This window comes from Acinetobacter sp. MYb10 (assembly GCF_002980175.2).
GTDB lineage: Bacteria > Pseudomonadota > Gammaproteobacteria > Pseudomonadales > Moraxellaceae > Acinetobacter > Acinetobacter guillouiae.
Map to the genome: position 1 here is coordinate 457,706 of NZ_CP058272.1, position 25,234 is coordinate 482,939.

21 protein-coding genes and 1 riboswitch are annotated in these 25,234 nt (G+C 37.7%); of the genes, 17 read left to right on the forward strand and 4 right to left on the reverse strand.

Features of this window, described 5'->3' with window-relative positions:
- Positions 1–4: 4 nt before the first annotated feature.
- A riboswitch (yybP-ykoY riboswitch) is annotated at positions 5–149 on the forward strand.
- A 68-nt stretch (positions 150–217) separates the two neighbouring features.
- The 17 genes from CQZ96_RS02115 to CQZ96_RS02195 all read left to right on the forward strand — a co-directional run bounded on the left by CQZ96_RS02115 (position 218) and on the right by CQZ96_RS02195 (position 20,273).
- On the forward strand, positions 218–796 hold the full coding sequence (locus CQZ96_RS02115) for a TMEM165/GDT1 family protein (RefSeq protein ID WP_105712544.1): 579 nt from the start codon (positions 218–220) through the stop codon (positions 794–796).
- A 5-nt stretch (positions 797–801) separates the two neighbouring features.
- The gene (locus CQZ96_RS02120) at positions 802–2,415 is read left to right on the forward strand and encodes a phosphoethanolamine transferase (protein ID WP_105713007.1); all 1,614 of its coding nucleotides are present in this window, start codon (positions 802–804) and stop codon (positions 2,413–2,415) included.
- A gap of 534 nt (positions 2,416–2,949) precedes the next feature.
- Complete coding sequence (locus CQZ96_RS02125; protein ID WP_105712545.1) at positions 2,950–4,734, forward strand: IucA/IucC family protein; 1,785 nt, start codon at positions 2,950–2,952, stop codon at positions 4,732–4,734.
- Complete coding sequence (locus CQZ96_RS02130) at positions 4,727–6,199, forward strand: lysine N(6)-hydroxylase/L-ornithine N(5)-oxygenase family protein (protein ID WP_105712546.1); 1,473 nt, start codon at positions 4,727–4,729, stop codon at positions 6,197–6,199. Before CQZ96_RS02125 ends, CQZ96_RS02130 begins: the two co-directional genes overlap by 8 nt.
- Positions 6,196–8,004, forward strand: a complete 1,809-nt coding sequence (locus tag CQZ96_RS02135) for an IucA/IucC family protein (RefSeq protein WP_105712547.1) — start codon at positions 6,196–6,198, stop codon at positions 8,002–8,004. The genes CQZ96_RS02130 and CQZ96_RS02135 overlap by 4 nt, the downstream gene beginning before the upstream one ends.
- Before the next feature lie 100 nt (positions 8,005–8,104).
- Positions 8,105–8,734 (forward strand): GNAT family N-acetyltransferase, encoded by a 630-nt coding sequence (locus tag CQZ96_RS02140; RefSeq protein WP_105712548.1) that lies wholly within the window; start codon positions 8,105–8,107, stop codon positions 8,732–8,734.
- Between the two features lie 14 nt (positions 8,735–8,748).
- Positions 8,749–9,132 carry a hypothetical protein gene (locus tag CQZ96_RS02145; RefSeq protein ID WP_056511420.1) on the forward strand — a complete coding sequence of 128 codons (384 nt, stop codon included), beginning with the start codon at positions 8,749–8,751 and terminating at the stop codon, positions 9,130–9,132.
- Positions 9,120–10,373 (forward strand): MFS transporter, encoded by a 1,254-nt coding sequence (locus CQZ96_RS02150; protein WP_105712549.1) that lies wholly within the window; start codon positions 9,120–9,122, stop codon positions 10,371–10,373. The genes CQZ96_RS02145 and CQZ96_RS02150 overlap by 13 nt, the downstream gene beginning before the upstream one ends.
- A 10-nt stretch (positions 10,374–10,383) precedes the next feature.
- Complete coding sequence (locus CQZ96_RS02155; protein ID WP_105712550.1) at positions 10,384–12,654, forward strand: TonB-dependent receptor; 2,271 nt, start codon at positions 10,384–10,386, stop codon at positions 12,652–12,654.
- 135 nt (positions 12,655–12,789) lie between these two features.
- Complete coding sequence (locus tag CQZ96_RS02160) at positions 12,790–14,085, forward strand: MFS transporter (RefSeq protein WP_105712551.1); 1,296 nt, start codon at positions 12,790–12,792, stop codon at positions 14,083–14,085.
- A gap of 70 nt (positions 14,086–14,155) precedes the next feature.
- Positions 14,156–15,754 (forward strand): histidine-type phosphatase, encoded by a 1,599-nt coding sequence (locus CQZ96_RS02165; protein ID WP_171287884.1) that lies wholly within the window; start codon positions 14,156–14,158, stop codon positions 15,752–15,754.
- A gap of 63 nt (positions 15,755–15,817) precedes the next feature.
- Positions 15,818–16,492, forward strand: a complete 675-nt coding sequence (locus CQZ96_RS02170; protein WP_105712553.1) for an HAD family hydrolase — start codon at positions 15,818–15,820, stop codon at positions 16,490–16,492.
- A 100-nt stretch (positions 16,493–16,592) separates the two neighbouring features.
- A complete protein-coding gene (locus CQZ96_RS02175) occupies positions 16,593–17,261 on the forward strand; it encodes a 2'-5' RNA ligase family protein (protein WP_105712554.1) in 669 nt (222 codons plus the stop codon).
- Entirely contained in the window at positions 17,249–17,761 is a 513-nt protein-coding gene (gene cobU, locus CQZ96_RS02180) for a bifunctional adenosylcobinamide kinase/adenosylcobinamide-phosphate guanylyltransferase (protein ID WP_105712555.1), read from the forward strand. Before CQZ96_RS02175 ends, cobU begins: the two co-directional genes overlap by 13 nt.
- Positions 17,762–17,841: 80 nt before the next feature.
- Entirely contained in the window at positions 17,842–18,894 is a 1,053-nt protein-coding gene (gene cobT, locus CQZ96_RS02185; RefSeq protein WP_105712556.1) for a nicotinate-nucleotide--dimethylbenzimidazole phosphoribosyltransferase, read from the forward strand.
- A 30-nt stretch (positions 18,895–18,924) separates the two neighbouring features.
- Positions 18,925–19,536: a histidine phosphatase family protein gene (locus tag CQZ96_RS02190; protein ID WP_105712557.1), complete on the forward strand. Its 612-nt coding sequence runs from the start codon at positions 18,925–18,927 to the stop codon at positions 19,534–19,536.
- Positions 19,533–20,273, forward strand: coding sequence for an adenosylcobinamide-GDP ribazoletransferase (locus CQZ96_RS02195; RefSeq protein ID WP_105712558.1), 741 nt, complete (start codon positions 19,533–19,535; stop codon positions 20,271–20,273). Before CQZ96_RS02190 ends, CQZ96_RS02195 begins: the two co-directional genes overlap by 4 nt.
- Before the next feature lie 132 nt (positions 20,274–20,405).
- Here the strand turns inward: CQZ96_RS02195 and CQZ96_RS02200 are convergent, their stop codons facing one another.
- The 4 genes from CQZ96_RS02200 to sstT form a co-directional block, all read right to left on the reverse strand.
- Positions 20,406–22,493, reverse strand: a complete 2,088-nt coding sequence (locus CQZ96_RS02200; RefSeq protein ID WP_105712559.1) for a TonB-dependent receptor plug domain-containing protein — start codon at positions 22,491–22,493, stop codon at positions 20,406–20,408.
- A gap of 191 nt (positions 22,494–22,684) precedes the next feature.
- A complete protein-coding gene (locus CQZ96_RS02205) occupies positions 22,685–23,221 on the reverse strand; it encodes a DUF2058 domain-containing protein (protein ID WP_004821753.1) in 537 nt (178 codons plus the stop codon).
- A 15-nt stretch (positions 23,222–23,236) separates the two neighbouring features.
- Positions 23,237–23,911 (reverse strand): YoaK family protein, encoded by a 675-nt coding sequence (locus CQZ96_RS02210; RefSeq protein WP_004720212.1) that lies wholly within the window; start codon positions 23,909–23,911, stop codon positions 23,237–23,239.
- Positions 23,912–23,943: 32 nt separating this feature from the next.
- A complete protein-coding gene (gene sstT / locus CQZ96_RS02215; RefSeq protein WP_004720214.1) occupies positions 23,944–25,140 on the reverse strand; it encodes a serine/threonine transporter SstT in 1,197 nt (398 codons plus the stop codon).
- Between the last annotated feature and the right edge of the window lie 94 nt (positions 25,141–25,234).

Below are 25,234 nucleotides of genomic sequence, written 5' to 3' on the forward strand. Positions count from 1 at the left end.
ATAAAAAAACTTCATTGGGGAGTAGCCGCTTTTTACCTTGGGTAAAAAGGTGATGGTCAACATAATTGCTTAAACAAGCATGGTCATCATAGCAAAGAACCAAAAGATCCTCTGATCATAGATTTCTTTTTGTTGGCAAGACCTTTGATTTATTACTCTGCTATGGCTAGCAAGAGTTATAAATCAATGGTAATTATTGCTAGCCAGAGAAATTATTATGCTATCCGCTTTCCTAATATCTCTTGCTGTAGTTGCTTTATCCGAAATGGGAGATAAGACCCAATTACTGGCACTACTGCTTTCTGCACGATTCCGAAAACCTATTCCTATTCTTATCGCTATCTTTCTTGCAACACTGGTAAATCATGGTGTTTCAGCCGTACTCGGGCAGTGGATTACGACTGTTCTTAGCCCAATTGTATTATTATGGATTGTTTCTCTTGGATTTATTGGGATGGCCGTATGGATGTTAATCCCAGACAAGCTAGATGATGAATCTGAAAGTATCGATAAGTGGCAAAAATATGGTGTCTTTGGCGCAACCTTTGTGCTTTTCTTTTTGGCAGAAATTGGTGATAAGACTCAAATAGCGACTGTGGCATTAGCTGCTCGTTTTGACAGTGTCGGTTGGGTTACTGTAGGTACGACGTTAGGAATAATGTTAGTGAATGCTCCAGCCGTATTTATTGGTAATAAGCTTGCAGAAAAGCTTCCAATTTCACTCATTCATAAAATCGGCGCACTTGTCTTTTTAATTATTGGTGTTGCTGCACTTATTCAACATTACCTTTTCTAATGACAATGAAGCGATTTCATCGAATACCAGTAAGCTGGCAACGTATGTTTTTTATACCGTATCTACTTGCACTACCACTGATCACTTTACTGTTATTAGGTTTAGCTGGGAGTTGGTCGGATAGTGTCCGTTTGGCATTTTTATCACTACCAGGGTGTTGGTTGTGTTTTCAAACCACAAAAAAGCCAAATTTATTTTGGAAATTATTTTCAATTGTTTGGTGGTTTATTTTTATATTTCATACCAGTTTACTCTCAGTAAGTTGGCTGTTGTTCAATAGTGATGCTGAAGCATATTCAATTATTGAATCTATTGCGAATACAACATTGAATGAAAGTTTAGAGTTTTTTCAACTACATTTTGGTTTTTTTATTCTATTTGTTGGCTTGATTTTAAGCGCTTTGATTTTATATTTTTATATTTTATTTAAATATTTTAATACGCGTGAGTTCCGTGATCAGAAAGTACATCGATTAGGGCGTTATGCTATAGGTTTGTTATTTCTACTGTGTACTGCCAGCTATGCAATAAAGCCTTCAATTGCTTTACATCCATTGCCATTTTGGTATGGATATTATGGCAAAATTCAGGACTTCAAACAACGTATTCTAAAACATGATCAGATACATAAAGAATGGACATTGAATGCAGAAAAACGCTTGGATTTTAGCGGTAAATTTAATAAAAGCCAGACACATACCATAGTTTTGACGGATAGCATTACCAGTTTTAATTTTGGATTATGCGGTTATCCAAGAAATACAACACCTGAGTTAAGTAAACGTAGTGACCAGTTCAAAGTATTCTGTCGTGGATATTCACCAGCATCTTCTACTATTCAATCTTTACGTTATTTATTTAATGACGGTACGCGCAATGTAATGGATGATCACGCACCTGAGAATATTATGGCATATGCTAAGGCAGCAGGGTTTAAAGTTTATTGGATTAGTAACCAAGATGATGTTTATATCTCTTCACTTTTTGCATCATATGCAGATGAAGCTGTTTTTATCAATAAAAAGTCAGGTCGTAGTAGCACGTCATTAGATGAAAATATTCTGCCTGCTTATAAAATTGCATTGGATGATCCAGATCCTCGTAAATTGATTATTCTGCATCTCATTGGTTCACACCCAAATTATAAGTTACGATACCCAGAACAATTTTCTAAGTTTAATGATTCTAGCAATGATGAGGTTGAAAAAAAACTTGAACGAAATGAGGTTAATCATTTAATTCAGTTAAAACGCAATGAATATGATAACAGCATACTTTACCAAGACTGGATTGTTGCAAAGTTATTCGATCTTTTGATTTCCACTCAATCTGATTTTAGATCTTTTACTTTTTTATCTGATCATGGTAATGAAGTAGGGCATGCTAAAAACTATGCTGGACATAGTGCAAATACAGAGGCTGGATATCGTATTCCAGTTATTATTTGGTATGATCATATGCCGTCTAAAGGGGGAAGAAGTGAACAACCCATTGATGCCAGTGACCTAGACCGTTATGTATTACGCCTCATGGGTGCTCATGATCGGTTGGATCGTAAAGAAAAACTATGTTGGTTAGATCAAACTTGTAATTTTATTCCTCATTTACTTTGGCGTTAACTAAAACAAACAAGCGTTATTACAATTAGCTTTTGGTAAATTGTACAGCCCTGATTGATTGGATCAGATTTGCTTCGAAAAGATGTAGATGAAATATTTTTTAAAGAAGCGACACAATTCACAGATATCGTTAAATCTACTTTTTATTTTTCAATAAAAATATCACAATAAATCAATAAATAAGCTATAGATTAAAATCTGCTAGTGAAGTTTTAGATTAATTAAACTTGCTAAATAATCCCCTAAAATAAAAATTCCGATGAAATTTCTCAATTCTAAATGAGAATATTATCATTTATTACAATTGAAAATTTTAAAGAGATAAATCATAAGAAAAAGACCAATTCATCATAAATATTTAAAAAATCATAGAGTTAAACCTGTATAGACAAGCAGGGTGTAACATTGCTTTCTCAAATGAGAATGATTATCATTATTTTGTGTTAAGCAGAGCTTCACGATCCAAGAAAACATAAATTAAATTTCTAGATCTTTTTAGTGCAGTAAAAAGTCTTGTACAGAGGATATGGTCAGATGAAAGAGCTTGCCAGCCGATTGGCGATGCAGCACCTAATCAATGCATACTCACAAGAAACAGGAAGTAGAATTTTACTGGAGAAATATCAGCAAAACTCTACGCAACTTGCGTTTAGCCAAGGCTTGACCTTGTTAATAATTCCATTGGAATCCATTCAATCCCAATTATATGCACCGCTTTCATATAGAAGTCTTGTAGGGCGGCATCGAATAGAAAAACTGCCACAGATTTTTAATAAAGGGCAAGTGCAAAGGTTTAGTCCAATTGCAATGGTGTGCTTACTTCTAGAAGAGCTGGTAAGAAACGCTGTTGAATCCTTAGATTCAGCATCATTGGTTGAAAAATGGATACAAAGCCGAGATGCTTTAGCTGAGTTTTTAAAGCAGCGTGAATATGATTTTGACCAATTGATTCAAGCCAAACAAGATTTTATCCAGACAGAACAAGCATTGATTCTTGGGCATAGTATGCATCCAGCGCCAAAGAGTCGCACCGGTTTCGTTCATGAAGATTGGTTAAGGTTCTCACCAGAACATAAAGGTCAAACGCAACTGTATTATTGGTTAGTTGCACCAGAATATCTGGCAGAAAGCGCAACATCAGATCAGCCAATCACTAGCCAACTCATAAAGCATATGCAATGGTATTTGAGCGAAACAGAATTAGATTTAATTCATACACATTCAAGCTATAAATTATTGACATTGCATCCATGGCAAGCACGTTATTTGCAGAGCAAAGATTGGTATAAAGAATTAAAAGCCAAGAAAAAATTAATTGATTTTGGTGAAAAGGCTTGGCATTTTTCCGCCACAACATCCGTCAGAACATTGGTCAGCTATTCAGCGCCATGGATGGTGAAACTTTCACTATCCGTGATGATTACCAACTCTATCCGAGTCAATTTGGCCAAAGAATGTCATCGTGGAGAAATCACGCGTCAACTTTGGCAGGGGCCAATAGGTCAGTCGATTTTAAAATCTTGTCCTACATTGAAGGCAATTCATGACCCCGCATGGACTGCGTTAATCATCGACGGAACAATTGTTAACGAAACGATCTGCATTTTTAGAGATCAGCCATTTGATAGACATCAGCAAGTGTCATGTATTGCCTCCTTATGCCAAGATCATCCAGCAAAAAATTTAAATCGCTTTGATCATTTATTTGAACAAATTGCACAGGCAGAACCGCAGCTAAGTATTGAAAAAATTGCATTAAATTGGTTTGTGCGATTTTTAGAGATCAGCTTAGTTCCCTTGATGTATTTGTATCATCACTATGGGATGGCATTTGAGTCACATCAGCAGAATGTATTGGTTGAGTTGGAAAATGCGTATCCTAAAAATTTATGGCTCAGGGATAATCAGGGTTTTTATTACATCGAAGAATATGCCACTGAAATATTAAAAGAATTCCCTGAGCTTGATGGGAAAGCGCAGGCGGTTGGTCAAAAATCTTTGGTTGATGAACGGTTTAGTTATTATTTTTTTGCTAATACTTTATTTGGCATTATTAACGCAATCGGTGCAACAGGGAGTGTTTCAGAACAGCAACTCATTGATCTATTGCAAGATAAATTGATGGAATTATATGTACAGTATTCTGACAGTAGTTTATTACAAGGCTTATTGTATCAACCAACCTTGCCATATAAAGGGAATTTACTCACGCGTTTATATGAGCTGGATGAACTGATTGCGCCTGTAGAACAGCAATCAATTTATATTCAGTTACCAAATCCTTTATGTCTAAAACAGAAGGATGCAATTTATGCTTGATTTTATTGCTGTGGGTTTAGGACCGTTTAACTTAAGTTTAGCAAGTTTGTTACAACAAAAATCAAAGCTAAAATATCTGTTTTTTGAAAAACAAGCCCAGTTTGATTGGCATGCAGGAATGCAGCTTCCAAATAGTATGTTGCAAGTGCCTTTTATGGCTGATTTGGTCTCTATGGCAGATCCGACCAGCCCATTTAGTTTTCTCAATTATTTAAAAGCGCAACAGCGACTCTATAAGTTCTATTTTTTAGAACAGCCACATATCCCTCGTAAGGAATATAATCATTATTGTCAATGGGTTGCAGATCAAATTGAAAATATTCAATATTTGTCAGTAGTCACAGAAATTGTGCCTAAATACTATGGCTTTGAAGTTTTAGTTATACAGGGAGGAATTCATCAACGCTATAGTTGTCGAAACATTGTATTGGGTGCAGGAAATGTGCCTTATATCCCACAATGCATGCAGACATTGATTCAAAGCTATCCTGAGCGATGTAAACATTCAGCACATTATCTAGAACATCAGCCAAAAAAATTACAAGGCAACGTTGTGGTACTGGGATCAGGGCAGTCTGCGGCAGAAATCTTTTTAGATTTATTCGATCGTCAGTATCAATTTGATCAGGTGTCTCAACCGAAATTCAATCTCAATTGGCTGACCCGAGCCAATGGGTTTTTCCCTATGGAATATACACCATTAGCTTTAGAACATTTTAGTCCAGACTATAGTCAACATTTTCATTGCTTTGATGACCTTAATAAAGATTTGCAGTTGAGTAAACAGTCACTTTTATATAAAGGAATCAGTGCGCAAACTATTCGTGAAATATATAAGAAACTTTACCTTCGACATCTTGCTGGAAATGATTTGGCGACGCATTTACACAGTCAGTCCAACCTAATTGATGCTGTTTTAACAGAACAGGGGAAAATTAGACTGATTTTTCAAGATCGGGTGACATTAAATCAGTTCAGTCTAGATAGTGATTATGTGATCTGTGCTACAGGCTATCGCTGTCCTGAATTTAAATTTCTAAAGCAACTGAAGCCCTGGATTAAAACCAATCCACAAGGACATTGGAATATTTCAGCAAATTATGCTGTCGAATATGCTGGCATTGGTGAAATTTTTGTTCAGAACATGGATATGCATAGTCATGGTGTTGGTACGCCTGATTTGGGTTTAGGCGCTTATCGTGCGGCAACAATTGCAAATCAACTCATAGGTTATGCGTTATATGACTTAGCAATAGCCCCACAATGTTTCCAACATTTTGATCCTTTGCAAAATCCGCAAGTCCAAGTGATCCAGAAAAACATCGCAACACAACATCATGTGCATGCTCAGCATGTTGAAGATTTGGTTAAAAATGTGAATTTTCAAGCCCAAAGCCTCAATATACAACATTCTCAGCATCAACAAAACCATCAACAATATTCGAATACTGAGAACAGCTTATGAGTTTTGCACAGTTACAAATTAATCAGAACCAATGGCGAAGTGCAGGCCAACGCTTGATTGAAATGGCAATCGCTGAGTTTTTATATGAAGAAATTATTCAGGCTGAAAGCTTGGATAATGATGTATTTCAATTGAGATTGGATGACCGAATTTATCAGTTTAATGCACAACAATATTTATTGGGTCATTGGCAGATTCAAGAAGGTTCAGTACGTGATTTAAATTTGGATACCAGAAGACCCGCTTGGAATTTACATCAATTTATTGCCGCTTTTTCCAATCAGGTTGGGGTTAAACCCTTTACCAAAGCCTATTTGATTAAAGAGATGAACAATACATGGTTGGCCGAAGCTCATGTACTGGATGAAAATCGACTAACAAGTGCAGCAGCATTGACTGCACCGCATTATCAAATCGAAGCGATGTTGCGCGGTCATCCTTGGTTAATTATGAGTAAGGGGCGAATCGGTTTTGGTTATGATGATTATTTGAACTCAGCGCCTGAGATTTTACCTAGAGTCAAAGTGTTATGGCTGGCTGTGCATCGAGATTTGGCAGAGTTTCGTTCTACCACTGAATGGTATGCAGGGCAATTATATTGCCATGAGTTTGGCGAGCAGGAATTGCTAGAATTTCGCGAAAAAATGCAAAACCTTGCTTTAAATTCAGAGGATTATTATTTAGTTCCTGTACATGCTTGGCAATGGCACCAATGGATTGTGCCAACTTATGCCAATGAAATTGTAGATCAAAAAATTGTCGAACTTAACATTGGACAGGATAATTATGTACCAATGCAGTCAATTCGCACTTTATGTAACACATCAGATGCACAACGTCATTACATTAAACTACCAGTGAGTATTTTAAATACCGCTGTTTATCGAGGATTGCCTGCTCAAAGGAATTTAGCTGCGCCCGCTGTTACAGCGTGGTTAAAAAATATTTTAAAACAAGATATGGATTTACAAAAAACGGGTGTGGTGTTTTTAGGCGAGATTGCAACTTTGACCATTCAGCAACCTTGTTATGATCACATTGAAGGTGCACCTTATCAATTCAAAGAGTTATTCGGCTGTCTGTGGCGTGAAAGTGTAGATCCATTTGTTGAATATCATCAGCAGGTTTTATCGCAAGCTGCTTTATTACACCGTGATATTCAGGGGCTTTCCATTTTAACTGTGCTTATTCAAGCTTCAGGCCTAGCACCATTAGATTGGCTCAAGCAATTCATCACCGTCAGTATTCAGCCGCTCTTGATTTGCCTTTATAAATACGGACTTGCATTTTCACCACATGGTGAAAATACCATGTTAATTCATGAAAATGGGGTGCCTAAGGCCATGGTGCTCAAAGACTTTATCGATGATATGAATCTTGTCGATGAAGATTTTCCTGAGCTGGCGGATCTTCCTGATGAAGCCAAAATTTTATTGAGGCATTCAGCACAAGACCTCAGTCATTTTATTTTTACTGGCTTATTTATGGTGCATTACCGCTATATCTGTAATGTATTTCTACAGGATTTTCCACAATATCATGAGATTGAATTTTGGCAAACCGTATCGAATGTGATTACTGAGTTTCATCAGCAACATCCTGAGTTTTCAGCAAGAATTGAAAAGTTTGCGATATTTAGAAATCAATACAATAAGGTTTGCTTAAATCGTGTTCGTCTATTTACCACCAGTTATAACGATGAAGCAGAACGCCCCGTACCTGTGGTTCTAGATTTGATTGCAAACCCTGTAAGCCCAGAGACTTTAAAAAATTGGACAGCACAATTTTCACCTGCTCCAGCATGATAAACCGTGCCCGAGCAGAGTGTGTATTTATCTGCGTAGCACCTAGATTTAACACGAGTCAAAAACTCAATAATCTAACAAATACATAAAGGTGAAAGTGATGAAAACCTTATCACAGCAATTACCAGATTTTTATGAATATTATGAGAACGGCAATCAGTTTTATTTACGTCAAGTGAAATACCCTGATGATATGGCTTTATTACATAAATGGATGCATGAAACGCATGTGATTCCACAGTGGCAACTGAATAAATCAAAAACAGATCTGGAAGTCTATTTTGAGAAACAATTGGCTGATGATCACCATCGTTTATTCATTGTGGGTATGGATGGAAACGATGTGGGGTATACAGAAATCTATGAAGGTAAGCGAGATCGGTTAAGTCGTTACTATTCTGCGCATGAACTGGATTTAGGCTGGCATTTCCTGTTCGGTGAAAAATCGGTACTTGGAAAAGGCTATCTTCGGGCAGTCGCACGTTTAGTCATTTTTTATATTTTTGAACATGCAGCCTCTTTGAAAATCGTAGGCGAACCTGATTCAACAGTTAAACCATATGCCGCGGTTGTCGATGAAATGTGCTATGAAGCTCAGGGCACGCTTACAATGCCTGAGAAAAATGCGGTGTTATATTATTGTTTTAGAGATACTTTTTACCAAAAATTTGGTGAATATTTAATCCAATCTCAGCAATATTTAGCACAAAAAAAATACAAAACCCAGTAAGTTGAATTTGTCCTATGAGTTATCAATCTATACATATTCAGATCAAAGAGATGATCTTTTCCAAAGATGTCTCAATCGTTGAGTTTCAGTTCTGGTTGGCTGAAGTTGAAACATTTCTATGTCAGCAACAAAATTTTGTTTTGGTGGTGAGAAGTGTAGCAGGTACGACATTTCCACAAGAATACCGTCAAATTCAAGCCAATTGGTATAAAAAAAATAAAGCCAATTTTTTTAAGTACTGTGTAGGTTTAGTACGGATCGCGTTAGATCAAGCCGATCAAGAACGACTCAATACACCTGCGCTACATGTTGCATGGCAAGTTCCTTATTATGTGACATTAGATCGCGCTGATGCATTGCAATGGGCTGTACAGAGGTGGCTATTATGCAACGCATAAGTAATTTAACCAAACAATCTGTCACTCAACAGATTTCCGTACTTAGCTTAGGTGTTGTGGTTGTTTTATATTTGGCCCATGCCTTGCCTTTGTATTTTTATAATGTGGCATTGCCTGCGATTTTAAGGCACCAAGGGGTAGATCTACGCTGGATTGGGCTATTGTCACTGCTTTATATTCCATGGGCATTCAAATTCTTTTGGGCACCGCTTATTGACCGTTTTTATATTAAAAGATTAGGTAAACGTAAAACGTGGCTACTGTTCACTCAAATTGCTTTGGTTTTAGGGATTATTGCACTTGCTTTGACTCAGTTTTCTTATGGGCTACTGGTCTTTGTCATCATTGGTTTATGGATATCGAGTTTTGCAGCAACCCAAGATATTGCCATTGATGGATATACCGTTGAAGCATTTTCACAACAAGATTATCGCTTTGGTAGCATGGCGCAAAGCATTGGTGTTGCACTTGGCAGTATGCTCGGTGGCGCGGTAACACTTTGGCTGTATCAATATTATGGATGGCAAACAGCACTTATCTGTTTAGCAAGCTTAACCGCTTTGACGATGTTTGCAGTTTTTCAAATACAAGAAAAAACCACAGAACACATGATTAAACACCCTCCGAGTTTAATTCGAGCATTTAAACGACCTGAAATTCGTTGGGCATTACTTTTAATTGTTTGTTATCGCTTTGTAGAAGCCCCCGCAATGGCAATGCTCAATCCAATGCTGATTGATCAAAAATGGTCACTTTCACAAATTGGTGTGCTGATGTCTGTGGTAGGGGCTGGTGTTGGATTGCTTGCAGCCGTTTCTGCTGCATTGCTGCTCAAAAAGCGAAAGGCGACCCAATTACTGCTATGGGCTGGCTGGGTGAGAACACTAATATATGGACTCTTAGGAATCGCTATTCTGTTCGGATGGCTAAATCAGTGGCAGCTTTTGCTGGGGGGGGTTGTGATTGCATTCCTTGCAATTCGTTATATCGCAATGACTTCTTTATATGCATATTTCATGCAAAGTAGCTCAAAAACGCAAGCAGGGACCGACTTTACAATTTTGGTGTGTTTTGAATTGCTGGTCTATTTTATTGGCGGGGCTGGGTCTGGTTTTCTGGCCAAATCATTAGGTTATGGAAATTTTTATATTGTTTTAGCTATTGCATCTGTAGTGAGTTTGATTCTCTCACAACTCATTATTTCCAAATCACAAAAAACTCTAAGATCAGAGGTGTTGTAAGGGATAAATCATGAAAAGAACATCAATTCAAATACAACTGACGTGTTTAAGTTTGGCTATTGCGACACAGATCTATGCACAAGAGCCTACGACTCAAAAAGTTGAAAATACTGGGGCAGAGGTAAAAAGCTTAGCGCCTATCGTGGTCACGGCAACACGTTCTGCAAAAAGTATTTCAGACATCGCAGGGACCGTCTATCGCATTGAGCGTAGCGAAATTGAAAAACAAGCCAATGCGGGTAAAAACATAGCAGATATTTTAGGGCTATTGGTTCCTTCACTCACGCCAAATACCGGTACAACCTCTAACTATGGTATGAGCATGCGCGGCCGTGTGGTGCAATATATGATTGATGGGATACCACAAACAGGTTCACGGGATGGATCGCGTCAACTCAATAGCATTCTACCTTCAATGATTGACAGAATAGAAGTTGTGTCTGGGGCAACGAGTATTTATGGCTCAGGTGCAACTGGCGGTATTATCAATATCATTACTAAAAAAGGCGGTGACGAAGCTTTAAGTTTTGAAACTAAACTGGGGCTGACTTCAGGGAATAATTTTAAAGGCGATGCACTGGCTTATGAAGCTTCACAAAATGTTTCGTTTAACCAAGATCGCATCAAAGGTAATTTGGGTGTTGGTTATGCCAAACGTGGTGAAATTCAAGACAGTCGTGGCGATCGTATTGGACCTGAAGTTGCGCAAACAGATCGTCAAGATACCCAAACCCTTGATGTCAATGGACAACTCACTTGGGACATTTCAGATCAACAGCACTTAACTGTTGGCGCACAATATTATAATGATGAACAAGACAGTGATTATGGACCTGATTATGGTCAGGGTTTAGCTGTTTTATTTAGAGGGGCTACACCCAGTTTAAAAGCATTAAAAGGCTTACAACTTGAAGACCAACCTAGAACAAAACGCTGGTCAACACATGCTCAATATAACCATAATGATGTATTGGGGCAAAGTTTAACCTTGGAAGCTTATTACCGTAAAGAGCAGGCAAGATGGTTTCCAACCGCAGTAAATTTACTACATCCGGAATTACCTGACGGACGCATTCCTGTTGTAATGCAGTCCAATACCGATATTAATATTTGGGGATCACGTTTAGCCTTACAGAAAGATTTTAAAATTGCAGATCGGGCTTTAGGGCTAAGTTACGGTTTAGATTTTGAAAATGAGAAAAATGGTCAAGAAGGGCAAATGTATGATACCAATACCTTTATTGCAAGTAATGGTTTAAATCATAAAGCGACAAAAATCTATGCAATGGGACCAGATGTTCAAGTGGCAAAACTTGGTGCATTTGTTCAAGCGAATTATGCAGTTACGGATCGTATAAATATACAGGCAGGCGTGCGTCACGAACGAATTAATAGTGATGTCAGTGATTCTACCCCGTACCCTGAAAGTATTGTCGTGGACTTAATTCCTAGCTATACGGCGAAGAGTTTAAAAGGTGGTGAAGTAAAACATAATGCAACTTTATTTAATTTGGGTGGGGTTTATCACTTAAGCGATACGCAACAAGTTTTTGCTAATTTTTCTCAAGGCTTTAGTATTCCAGACGTACAACGGATGCTGCGTGATGTTCCAGCAAGTTTTGTTGTGACCAGTAATAATATTGATCCGGTTAAAGTGAATAACTATGAACTCGGCTGGCGTTTACAAGAGCAAAAGGGACTCAATCTAGGGCTGACTGCTTTTTATAATGATTCTGATAAATCTGTGAGGTTTAACGCTGCTCCAAATTTTAATATAGAAGTGATTGATACCGATGAACGCATATATGGTTTGGAAGCCAATGTAAAATATGCAATTTCAGATATTTGGAATATGGGAGGAACCATTGCTTATACACGAGGTCAATTTAAAAATATACTCGGTGATTGGCAAGAGCTTGATGCTGTAAGGGTTGCACCACTGAAAGGCACGCTATTTTCAGAATGGCAATTTGCAGATGATATCAACTTACGTGTACAAACTTTAGCGATTGGAGGTACGGATAAAGCGGCTAAAGACTATGTCAATCCATTAAATGATCGCAGTAGTCGAAAACCCGCAGAGATTAAGGGTTTTGCGATTATGGATGTGATCACCAGTGCAAAAGCAGGTCCAGGCAGATTAGGCTTTGGCGTTTATAATGTATGGAATACAGATTATAAATCAGTATTTAGCCAAGCAGTTGCACCAACCTATGGTGCTATTTCAAGTTTGGCAGCACAAGGCCGTACCTATGGTTTAAGTTATACACTGAAGTATTAATCAAGATAAAGCCTCTTTAAAATTTGAAAGAGGCTTTTTATTGAGCAATATCTAGATGAGATATAAGGAGTAGCGCTTAATCCGATTCAATAAATTTTCCTAATCAGGCCAAGACTGATATTTTAGGAGATTCAAATGAATAAAAATAATTATATTTGGATGATGGCAACGCTGCTCAATGGGATCAGCTTATCCATGATTTTACCTTTACTTGCACCTCTTATTCGTCTATTAAAAATCTCAGAGCTTCAAGCTGGTTTGATGGTCTCTGCCAGCGCATTGCTAATGAGTCTAACTGCAATATGGATTTCTAAAAAAACCAAATTTCAAAATCATTATTATTTATTGAGTATCGGTTTTATTGGAATGAGCATAACTTGGGGACTATTTTCAGGGGTAATAAGTTATGGGCTACTGTATAGCATGCCAATTGGGCTACTTTTCGCTTTATTATTACTTACACGAAGCAGTATTGGCTTTTTTATGGCAATGCCGCAAATCGCATTACAAAGTTATGTGATGACGCGATATTTAGATGAAACAACACGTAGTCAGAAGATGGCAAGCTTTGGTGCCTTAAACAGTGGAGGATTAATTTTAGGGCCATTTTTAACCACATTACTCATTATTTGGGGAATATTGATTCCTTTGTGGCTCGCCGTATTGCTTTTGGCTGTCATGAGTATGCTGATTGTAGGTTTATATCAACACAAAGTAGAAAATGCTCAGCAGCAACAAACAACAAGTCATGATCCAAATCATAGGGATTTAATCCATCAGTTAGCTGTAGAAGAGCATGTTCAAGATGCACTTTTACAAAAAGAGATTTCACAGCAAGATTCTAATCATTCGAAATTGGTATGTCTGAGTGAGGATGATCTAAAAAAATCAACGATTTGGTTGATCCTTGGATTTAGTTTATATATTGCGATTATTACCCTGAATTTAACTGCAGGTTTTTATATTCAAGATAAATTTCAATTCAACATTCAGCAAAGTGCCCTCTATTTTTCCCAATGCTTGTTGATTGTGGGGATTGTTTCGGTCTTGATGCAAATTGCGATTTCTAAATGGTTTAAATGGTCTTTAACACAGCTTTTAATGGTCGGATTAAGCACGATGTTGGTTGGGCTGATCTTGTCAATCTATACGCAGCAGATCGTGATTTTTCAGTTGGCTTATGTTTTTTATGGTATCGCTGTGGCATGTTTAATGCCTGCATTTACCACAGGTGCATCACAATCAGTTTCGATAAATTTGCAAACTAAAATTGCTGCTTTATGTACCATGGCACAAGCGCTCAGTTTGATTGTTGCGCCATTAATGAGCACAGGGCTGTACCAACTTAACATTATCTTCCCATATTATTTACTGGTTAGTATTTTCTTAATGCTATCTTTTTATTTTGTTGTTTTTAAATGGAATCAATAGAGGATGGTCATACCAGTGTCATGTTCTTTGATTAGTTTGCCTGCATTAAATCAAATATGACATTTCAATGATGAAACCATTTAAAATTAAACATTCGCTAATCATTTTTTTTGCTTCAGGACTATTTTTAACAGCCTGCAATAATGATCATGATGATAATTCAGCTGTTGTAGCGCCACCTAAAGCTGATGCATCCCTATATTTACAGACCAAACAACCGTATCAACCGCAACAGAAATTAAGCAGCTATGAAGCAATGCCTACAGGTTATCGCCCAGTTTTTACAGAGTTAGTCGCGCGACATGGTTCACGAGGTCTATCAAGTATTAAATATGATTTAGCTTTATACAATATGTGGTTAAAAGCAAAACAGGAAAATGCTTTAACACCATTGGGTGAACAATTGGGTGCTGATTTAGAAGCAATGATGAAAGCCAATATTCTATTGGGTTATGGGGTGGAAGGTATACGCCAGTATGGCTATGGCAATGAAACTTCTGTGGGTATTAAAGAGCATCAGGGTATCGCAGATCGTTTATTACAACGCTTACCACAATTGTTTAATCAAGCCAGCCAACAGGGTAAATCTGTACAGATCGTCAGTTCGGGTGTGGATCGAGCGGTGGACAGTGCTAAATTTTTTACCAATGAATTATTGAAACAGCAACCAAGTTTAAAGACTGCAATTACACCAGCAAGCTATCAAAGTTTAAATAGTAACGCCGTACCAAGTATTGTCGATGGTGGGGTAAATCGCTTTCATCTGTATTTTCATAGTTTAAATGCGCAAGACGATTTGACCAATGTTAAAACGGATTTAGATAAAACAGTCTATGCGGCTAGCTTAAAATATCAAGACTTTGAAGAGAATGATCCAGACTTAAAACAAAAAATAAAAACGTTGAGTGCAGATTCTAATGCGCAAAAAATCGCAACAGAAGTATTAAGCCCAATTTTTAAAACAGCGTTTATTCAAAAAATTGGTCAAACAGGCTATAGCTTTAGTAATTCAGGATCATTCACTGTAACAAGTCCTAAAGGTGAACAGATTACTGAAAAAGGAAAGGGGAAAAATACCATTGCCAGTGCAGTAGATGCTGCTGCTTATCTGTACGAGTTGTATTCAATCACTGGCGGAATGCAAGACGAGCTTGGGGCGACAAACTTTAAAAAATATATGCCAACTGAAGCGGCTAAGTTCTATGCGCAATATAACGATGCCAATGATTACTATAGTAAGGGTCCAAGCTTTGATACAGGCAAAGCTGTGACAACAGATATTGCCAAGTCACTCAAGCAGGATTTATTTAAACAAGTTGATGATGTTATGAGCAACACACAAAAGAATGTTGCTGTATTAAGGTTTGCTCATGCTGAAATCATTATCCCTTTAGCCACCAGCTTAGAGTTAAAGGGCATGATGCAATCTGTGCCCTTGACGCAGACATTTAACTATTCAAATAGTGCATGGCGTGGCGAAGATATCTCACCGATGGCGGCAAACTTACAGTGGGATATTTATCAAAATTCGCAAGGGCAAACTTTGTTAAAAATGCTCTATAACGAAAAAGAGATTGCTTTTAAAAAAGATTGTGATTATGCGCGTTATAAAGCAAACAGCTATTATTATGACTATTTAAAGTTGAAACAATGTTATATTATTCAATAGATTGCTATAAAATTTGAGGGGGAATTGGTTTCTCCCTCTTAATCTGTTTATAAAAGGAACACTGTGAAATTCCAGCAACATACGATTCAAGCTGCTATTTTTGATATGGACGGTACGATGCTGGACACTGAACGGCTTAGGTTTGATGTGTTAAAACAAGCGTCTTTGGAAGTCATCGGTGTTGAATTCGGTTTAGATTATTTGATGCAATGTTTAGGGCTCAATGCGTTAAACTCAGAACACTTAGCACAAAAATTCTATGGTCAAGATATCCCTTACCAGCACATTCGGCAGCGTGCTGAACAAATTGAACTTGAGATGATTTTGTCGCAAGGCGTACCAGTAAAAGCCGGAATTTTAGAAATATTAGCTTATTTGCAATCTGAAAATATCCTATTGGCTGTCGCTACATCTAGCACCCGAAAAATTGCTGAAAAATATTTAAAACTTGCAGAAATTGATCATTATTTTACCTTGTTGGTCTGTGGTGATGAGGTGATACAAGGCAAACCACACCCAGAAATTTTTAACAAAGCCAGCACCTTATTAAATCTAAATCCGCAACACTGTTTGATGATTGAAGATTCTGAAAATGGAATTACTTCAGCACATTTGGCCGGGGGAGTAACGATTTTGATTGAGGATATTAAAGCGCCAAATCAGACCATGCTGGCGAGAGCAGATTACTACTTTGAATCTATGTTGGATTTTTATCAGGCAATCATAAAATCTGACTGAATAAAATTCATTTTCAATTGAACAACACTCAGTCAATTCAAGATTTAAACATGATGATTACATGCTTTAATAGAAGCATTAAAATTAATGTGAATTTGATGTGTTTTTAGGTTCTCAAAGTTTAACAACTCCAACTGAGACACATGATTATCCCGAGTGGCACAAAGGGAGAAAACACTACGCCTTATGGTATATCGAAATTCATCATCCTGAATTATTGGCTTATTTAAGCGATTTAACAGAAAAATTCTCAAACTATTTATTGCACCCCAATACACGGCAATTTCATATCACATTGTATATTTGTGGTTTTCTAACAGAAGATAAAATGCAATTTGATGATGATTTTATTTATAGTAAATTTCAGCAACAACTTAAAATTTTGACTCAAAACAAGCCAAATAATTTTAAATTAACAATAGGGAAAATAAATAGTTTTAGCAGTGCTTTATTTATAGAAATTCATGATTATGAAAATAGCCTAAGCAATATTCGACAATTATTATCCTATCCAAGCCAAGAAATTGCTGCTTTAGATTATTGCCCGCATATCACCTTGGGTTTGTATTCAGCAGAATTTAAAGCCCAACAAATATTTAAAGCTATTGAAAAGATTGATCAAAAAAGTTTTGAAATTAGTATTGAGCAGCTTAATTTTGGTATATATCAGGCACAAGTCTTACAGGGGCCTTTAACCGCGTTACATCAGCTTATACTCAATCCGAAAAAAACAGATGGATCTTGGGAGTCAAATTTATGTTGCAATTAATCCTAGGTGGCGCGCGTTCAGGCAAAAGTAAATTAGCTGAACAAATCGCAAAAGACTCAAATCTAGAGGTCATTTATATTGCTACCGCCCAAGCGTGGGATGATGAAATGCGACAACGTATTTCACACCATCAGACACAACGACTTGATGGATGGCGGCTGATTGAAGAACCACTTTACCTAGCAGATTGTTTAAAACAAATAGATCAAGAAAAGCAGGTGATTTTGGTGGATTGCTTAACCTTATGGATAAGTAATTTATTGATGCATGAGAACTCAAATCTGCAGTGCATCGAATGTGAAAAATTGCTGAAAATTCTACCTACATTAAAGTCTAAAATTGTTTTAGTCAGCAATGAAACAGGACTAGGTGTTATACCAATGGGTGAAATAACCCGAAAATTTGTTGATGAATCAGGACGTTTACATCAACTATTAGGTCAAATTGCTGATAAAGTAGTGTTTTGCGTCGCTGGTTTTCCGATGTTATTAAAAGGATAAATATTGTGATTTTTATCATATAAACTTGAGCATTTTAACGATTAACAATGAATTTTTAAAATACGAGATGGAGAGCAACAATGAATTGGTGGTTAGAAGCATGTAAAGTGCCAAACGCAGAAACAAAACAACAGGCTGAAGAACGTCAATTACAATTGACCAAGCCAACAGGCTCGCTGTCTGTTTTGGAAAATGTCGCCGTGCAATTGGCTGCTTTGCAAAGTAACTCAAAACCCAATGTAGATAAACCTTGGATTACGATTTTTGCAGGTGATCATGGGGTAATGGCTGAAAATATTTCTGCCTATCCGCAAGCAGTCACTCGCCAAATGCTGCAAAACTTTGCAACAGGTGGCGCGTGTATCAGTGTAATTGCTAAAGAATATGCCGCGACCTTACAAGTCATTGATTGTGGCACAGTGGGTGAGGCTTACCAATATCAAGGCGTTGAGCGTCATAGTATTGCTCAAGGGACTGCTAATTTCGCTCAACAAGTGGCAATGACTGAGCAACAATGTCAGCAAGCTATGGCGCTAGGTCGCGAAAGTGTAGAAAAAGCCATTGCACAGGGTGCTTCAATTTACATCGCTGGAGAAATGGGGATTGGAAATACCTGTTCAGCTTCAGCGATTGCATGTTTCTTATTAAATGAACCTGCTGAGCAACTGACAGGTGTAGGCACGGGGATTCGTGCTGATCAGTTGATTCATAAAAAAAATATCATTCAGCATTCGCTTGAATTACATAAAAATTATGTTGAAAATGATGCATTTAAAGCTTTGTGTGCTGTAGGTGGCTTAGAAATTGCTGCAATGACAGGAGCTTATATTCGCTGTGCTCAACTCGGGATGCCTGTAATTGTCGATGGTTTTATTAGTTCTGTGGCAGCATTAGTCGCGGTACGACTCAATCCTGAAGTTCGACAATGGATGTTGTTCGGTCATCAGTCTGCTGAATATGGGCATCAACGCCTATTACAAGAGTTGAATGCTGATCCATTATTAAAGCTTAATTTACGTTTGGGGGAAGGCAGTGGTGCGGGTGCTGCCTTGGGTGTGATCAAGTTGGCATGCAGTTTACATAACAACATGGCCACTTTTGCAGAAGCTGCGGTAATTGGCGAGAAAGTTTAAACTTATTCATAATTTAAAAAGAGCATATGCATGAAACTGAGGATTGATCTATTACGTCACGGGGAAACTACGCTGAATCATACTTTGCGTGGTTCGACTGATGATGAATTGACAGAATTGGGCTGGCAACAAATGCACCAGACCATTTCCTATGATCAATCCTCTGTGCAAACACAATGGGATTTTATGTTTAGCTCGCCTTTAAAGCGCTGTTTCTCATTTGCACAGAGACTTTCTGAACAAGTTCAAATACCACTGATGCAAGATCATCGATTACAAGAAATTCATTTCGGTGATTGGGAAGGTATTTCAACACAGCAGATTTATGCAAAAACGCCTGAGTTATTGGAAAATTTTTGGCAATCTCCGACACACTTTACCCCGCCAAATGCTGAAAGATATTTAGATTTTCAGTATCGAATTAAGCAAGCATTACAAGCGATCAAAGAGCAGATGCTGGTTACACAAAGCCAAACAGCTTTGATTGTGACGCATGGCGGTGTGATCAAACTTTTAAAATGTATGGCGCTACAACAATCTCTTGATGATATTTTAAAAATGTCAGCAGAACTTGGGCAATTAAACCGCTTTATGTTGGACAGCGAAACCATGCAGTTAGAGTTATTGGAGAGCAATAAATGACACCATTTTTTATTGCATTGCAATTTTTAACGATTTTCCCTGTTTATTTAAAAAATATGCCTTCGCCAAAACAAAATGGTCAGTCACTGTTATTTTATCCAGTGATTGGGCTTTTGATTGGTTTGGTTCTGTTTGCCGTTGCCAGTTTTCTACATGTTTTGCCTGTAGTTTTACTCAGTACCATTATTCTGGTCATCTGGATTGTGCTCACAGGCGGCTTACATTTAGATGGTTTAGCGGATACTGCGGATGCTTGGGTCGGCGGCTTTGGTGATAAAGAAAATACCTTAAGAATTATGAAAGACCCAGCATGTGGACCGTTTGGTGTGCTGAGTTTAATTGTTATCTGTTTGATTAAATGGTCTGCACTGTATGTGTTATTACAGGAGCAACACTATACTGCTTTGATTCTATTTCCTATTTTAGGGCGTTTAACACCATTATTTTTATTTCTGACCACTGAATATGTCCGTGAAAAGGGTTTAGGCTGGTCTATTGCTCAATATATTCCTAAAACTTGGGCAATGATCATTTTTGGTATCAGTTTATTGGGCGCAGGTTATTTTGTCTGGGTGGGTTTAGTGACCGCGACGATTTTTATTTTGACCTTGATTTATCTTCGCTATAAGTTTATTCAACGAATCGATGGCATTACGGGTGACACCCTCGGTGCCAGTATAGAAATCGCAGAAACCATCTGTTTACTCTGTTTTATCATTTGTGGTTTTTATATTTAATCAGATTAAGAAAAAACCGAAGTTTTTAAACTTCGGTTTTTAAATTGATCACTTATTTACGTTTATCTACTCATTATTTATCAGTAAATAATTGATAAAATTTAGATTTATATACATCTATACTAATCAAGATTAGAATTTTTTCTCTACACTGAACAAGAAACTTGGAATAGCATCATTGACCCGAGCTTCATATAAAGCACCATCACTTTGATTATTTAAGCGCTCTTTATAATCTGTACTCAAAATATTACGAGCACTCAGTGTTGTTGCCCAGCCTTTAGGGAAGCGTTTTGTCGCACTAATATCCACATTTACACGTTGATTGGTTGTACGATCATAGGGAAGATTGTCTAAAGCGCGGGTAAATTCAGGCGTGTAGCTTAGATTAATACTGCTTGCCAATTGCCAAGGCTGGTAATTGTATGAAACGCCTGTACTTGCTGTATAAGGGGCAACATCACTGGCTAAACGTGTATTGTGGTCTGAGTCTTCGATTTTGGCGCGTACTGTCGATAATTGTCCATTCAACATAAATGAATGACCATTTTCGGTTTGTTTTAAAGCATAGCGACCTGAAATTTCTACACCATAGGTTGTTGCTTGGTCTTGGTTATACGGACGTTCAACAAAGCGTGTGCCTTCTTGACGAATCACTTTTTCGATATAGTCATCAATATCTCGATGAAAAGCCGTAATATTTACGCCACCTGCAGTAGTGTTATAACCCAAGGTCGTTTCCAATGCGGTGATTTTTTCAGGTAGAAGATTGGGATTACCGCCACGGTCTGGGTTATTGATAGAGCCTGCATCAGCATCTGTTGAAATGGAAACAGTCGGCATGAGATTGTTACTATTTGGACTTTTAAAGGCGCGACTAATATTGGTTTGCAAAGACCATTGATCGCTAAAGTCAAAACGATGTGCAAGTACAGGGCTGAGGTTTTGATCACTATATTCAACCAAACCTGAACGCTCTAACCATTCCTGACGTGCACCCAAGGTAAGGGTTTGGTGTTTTGTAAACTTCCAACTGCTTTCTAAATAAAGTGCATAACGTTGCTCGTCTAATGTGTCAGCAATATTGCTTTCTAGCGCATTGGCACGCGCATCAAGTCCAAATTTTACTTGTTTGCTTTCATCAAACTTGCGTACCCCATCATAAGCTAAGCCGTATTCATTCACAGTTTCATCAATATAAGAACTGTATTGATTGGAACGAGTGGATTCAGTTTCATTTTGTTTTTCAATAGATAAGCGGACTTTGTCTGAGTCTCCTTTATCTTTACGCTCATAACGAGTATTTAAGCGAATACTGTCATTCTGATCATTTTGAACTTGATTACTGCTAGAGCCATCACTTTCATTCTTACGATAAAAAATTTCTGAAACCAGTTTTTGTTGATCATCAATTTGATATTCAATACGTGGTGCAAACATGGTATTTGTACGATTGGTACTGCGTATTTGTTGGCGTGTACCATTTATATTTTCAATTTCTGTGCTTGATTTACTGTCATTCCACATTTGATTGGCTGAAACACTATAAATCCATGCACCATCACGCCCATCAGCTTGTACACTGATATTTTTACGTTGTTCTTCATTTTGATCCGATTGGGTGATGCCATATCCTAATTTAACATTGCCACTGATTCGAGCATCGTCTAAGGGTTCTTTTAAAATGATATTGATCACTGCAGAAGATGCAACTGAGGCTTGAGCTACATTAGGTTGTTTGGTGATTTCAATTCGTTCAATCATTTCAGGTGTAATCGAGTCAACAATAGACATACCACCGCGTGGTCCGCCTTGCACAGCTTCACCATTAATCAAAAATACTGGTGCGCCACCACCACGAAAACGCATGCTGCCAGAACCGCTTGATCCACGTGGTCCTTGTCCTGGTGTTGGCATTTGAAAACCTGCTGCACGTCTTAAAGCATCATTGATCGATTGATCGCCGAATTGCAGCATTTCTTCACGTGTCACAATGGTTTTAGCGACCGCACTGATATCAGGATCTTTAGTAGGTGTTTGTTCAGCGGCAAAAACCAAGGTTTTTAATTGTTTTGGTGATTCATTTTTTTTAAGTTGAGTCGCTTCAGTAGTTTTATTTGTAGCTGTCGTTTCATCATTTGCAAGGCTTGCAGAGGTGATGGCGAATATAGCAAGGCTTAAAGTACTCAATGTACCCCAGTAAAGTTTTGTACGGTGCATGTTGCATCGTTCCATTTATGTAATTTCGCGTAAGATTAGCGCACAATTATGTAGAAATTTTGAGGAAAAGGGCATGGATAAAAAAAATTTAATGCTGAATTTATTTTATTTAAATCAAAAAAAAGCCTAATGAGTGAAGCATTAGGCTGATGAAATTTCTAAAAATATAAACTGAAAAATAGAACAGAGGATTACCACATCAAGTCATCTGGAATAACATAAGCAGCATAAGGATCTTCCTCATCTGTCACTTGTTCATTCTTCTCAGAATTATTGACAATAATAAATCCAGTCATTTTTTCATTGATACGTTCACCCAAAGCTTTGGGTAAAATTGCGTAAGCATCATTATTGTCATGTGCGATCACCAAACTGCCTGAAACTAGGGCATTATAAACTTGCTGATTGATATAGATTTTCTTAACCGAACCATCGATAAACTGATAGACCGCATCGCCATCTGTATCTGTGATTTTATGTTGACCAATCATTTGGATAATTGAAGCTTTTAAGGCTTTTTCATCTAAAATGCGTTGTTTCTCTTGATTCAGCGCTTGGTCTTTACTGATTTTCTCTTGTTTGTCTTGTTCAATTTTAGCTTTAAGCTCAGCTTCATTACTCTGACCTGTACGTTGCTCATGCTGTGCCTGCTTTGACAATTTCTTTGCTTTTTTATTATCCACTAAGCCAGCTTTGAGTAACTGTGCTTGCAATGCGTTTTTGACCATAACAATAACCAACCATTAAATGTGTTTCGAACCATGCCGAAAATAAATAAACCAATACGTTAAGCTGAGTATTAAACTTAATCCAGCAGGGATAAGGAATGAATTTAATTGTAAATAAGGATACACGATACTGGCAATCAGCCCACCCAGAATAAATCCGCAAAGAATCAAAAAATGTAATGTGACACGGCGCTTTTCAATACCGAGTCCCCGAAAAAGATAGCCTAAAGCCAAACCAAGATCGGTTAAAACCCCTGAAAGATGTGTAGTGCGGATAATTGTGCCTTTATAGTGGCTGACCATGGCATTTTGCATTCCCATTGCGGTACTTGCCCAGAGTAAAGCATATTTTGGATAATAAGGAATAAATAACCAGCAAAGCAAAATAAACACACTCACAAGGCTGAGTGGAACACCATATCTACGACCAAGTTTAAAATTGCTATTGCCTAAAATAAAGCCACTATAACTTGATCCAATCACATAACTGAGCATGACCAAGAAAAGGTAAAGCACATGATCATATTGTTGATGAATCAGTGCTTGCGCAAATAAACTGGCATTGCCCGTCATATGAGAGATGGATTGATGAAGGACGGTAATCAAACCAAGCACATTAATTATGCCTGCATTGACTGCAAGCATAAATGCACCTAGTTGAATCCAAACGGGCAAATACTGTAGAGGCATAATTCCTTCTTTTTATTCATATACCTTGTATATTACTTTTTAGAAAGATCAACTGCTGCTGTAAATAAGACATCAGTCGAGGAATTCAATGCTGTTTCTGTTGAGTCTTGAAGCACACTAATCACCATACCAATTGCAATCACTTGCATTGAGATTTCTGAAGGAATACCAAATAAACCACAAGCCACAGGAATTAACAACAGAGAACCACCAGCAACACCAGACGCACCACAAGCTGTTACCACAGAAACCACAGATAAGATCACCATAGTGACGATATCAACTTGAATACCAAGTGTATGCACAGCAGCAAGGGTAAGCACGGTAATTGTTACCGCTGCACCTGCCATGTTAATTGTTGCACCTAATGGGATCGCAACGTTAGCAGTGGTATCATTTACCCCTAAGCGTTTTGCCAAGTCAAGGTTTACCGGAATATTTGCTGCAGAACTACGGGTAAAGAATGCAGTGATTCCACTTTCTCTTAAGCATTTTAAAACCAAAGGATATGGGTTTTTACGCATCACAAAACCAACAATCAATGGATTGATGACGAGGGCTACAAAAAGCATAGTACCAATAAGTACAGCAATTAACTGGGCGTAGTTTTTTAAGGTTTCTAAACCTGCTTGTGCAAATGTAGCAACAACTAAGCCAAAGATTCCTACAGGAGCAAATGCAATCACTACACGAATGATGGCATTAATTGCATCCGCAACATCTGTAATCACTTGTTGAGTGGTTTCTGAACCGTGACGAAGTGCTGCACCTAAGCCTACAGCCCAAGCTAAAATGCCAATGAAATTTGCTTCATGCAAAGCTGTTATTGGATTGCTAATAAAGCTGAGGAGTAGGTTTTTTAATACTTCTGCTACGCTACCCGGTGGCTGTAAAGTCACTTCGCTTGCATGTGCAAAAACCAAAGTACTTGGAAACATTGTGCTTATTGTAATGGCACTAATCGCAGCCAGTAACATTCCAATTGCATATAATCCAAGAATTGGTTTTAAGTTACTCGCACCTTCGCCGACTTTAAAGTTAGCGATAGAAGAGAGAACCAAGACAAATACAAGAATTGGTGCAATGGATTTTAATGCTTTAATAAAAAGCTCGCCTAAAATAATGAAATATTGGGCTGAATTGGGGAATAGATACGCAACTATAAAACCAAGAATAATGGCAATAAGAATACGAGTAACTAAACTTAAACGTGCTAGGACAGCAAACATGTTGAACCTTTATGCCTAAACTGGTCTAAAATCGATGAACAAGCCGCGTATTCTATACCTAAAAGCGAAAACTTAAATAATACAATTTCGCCAT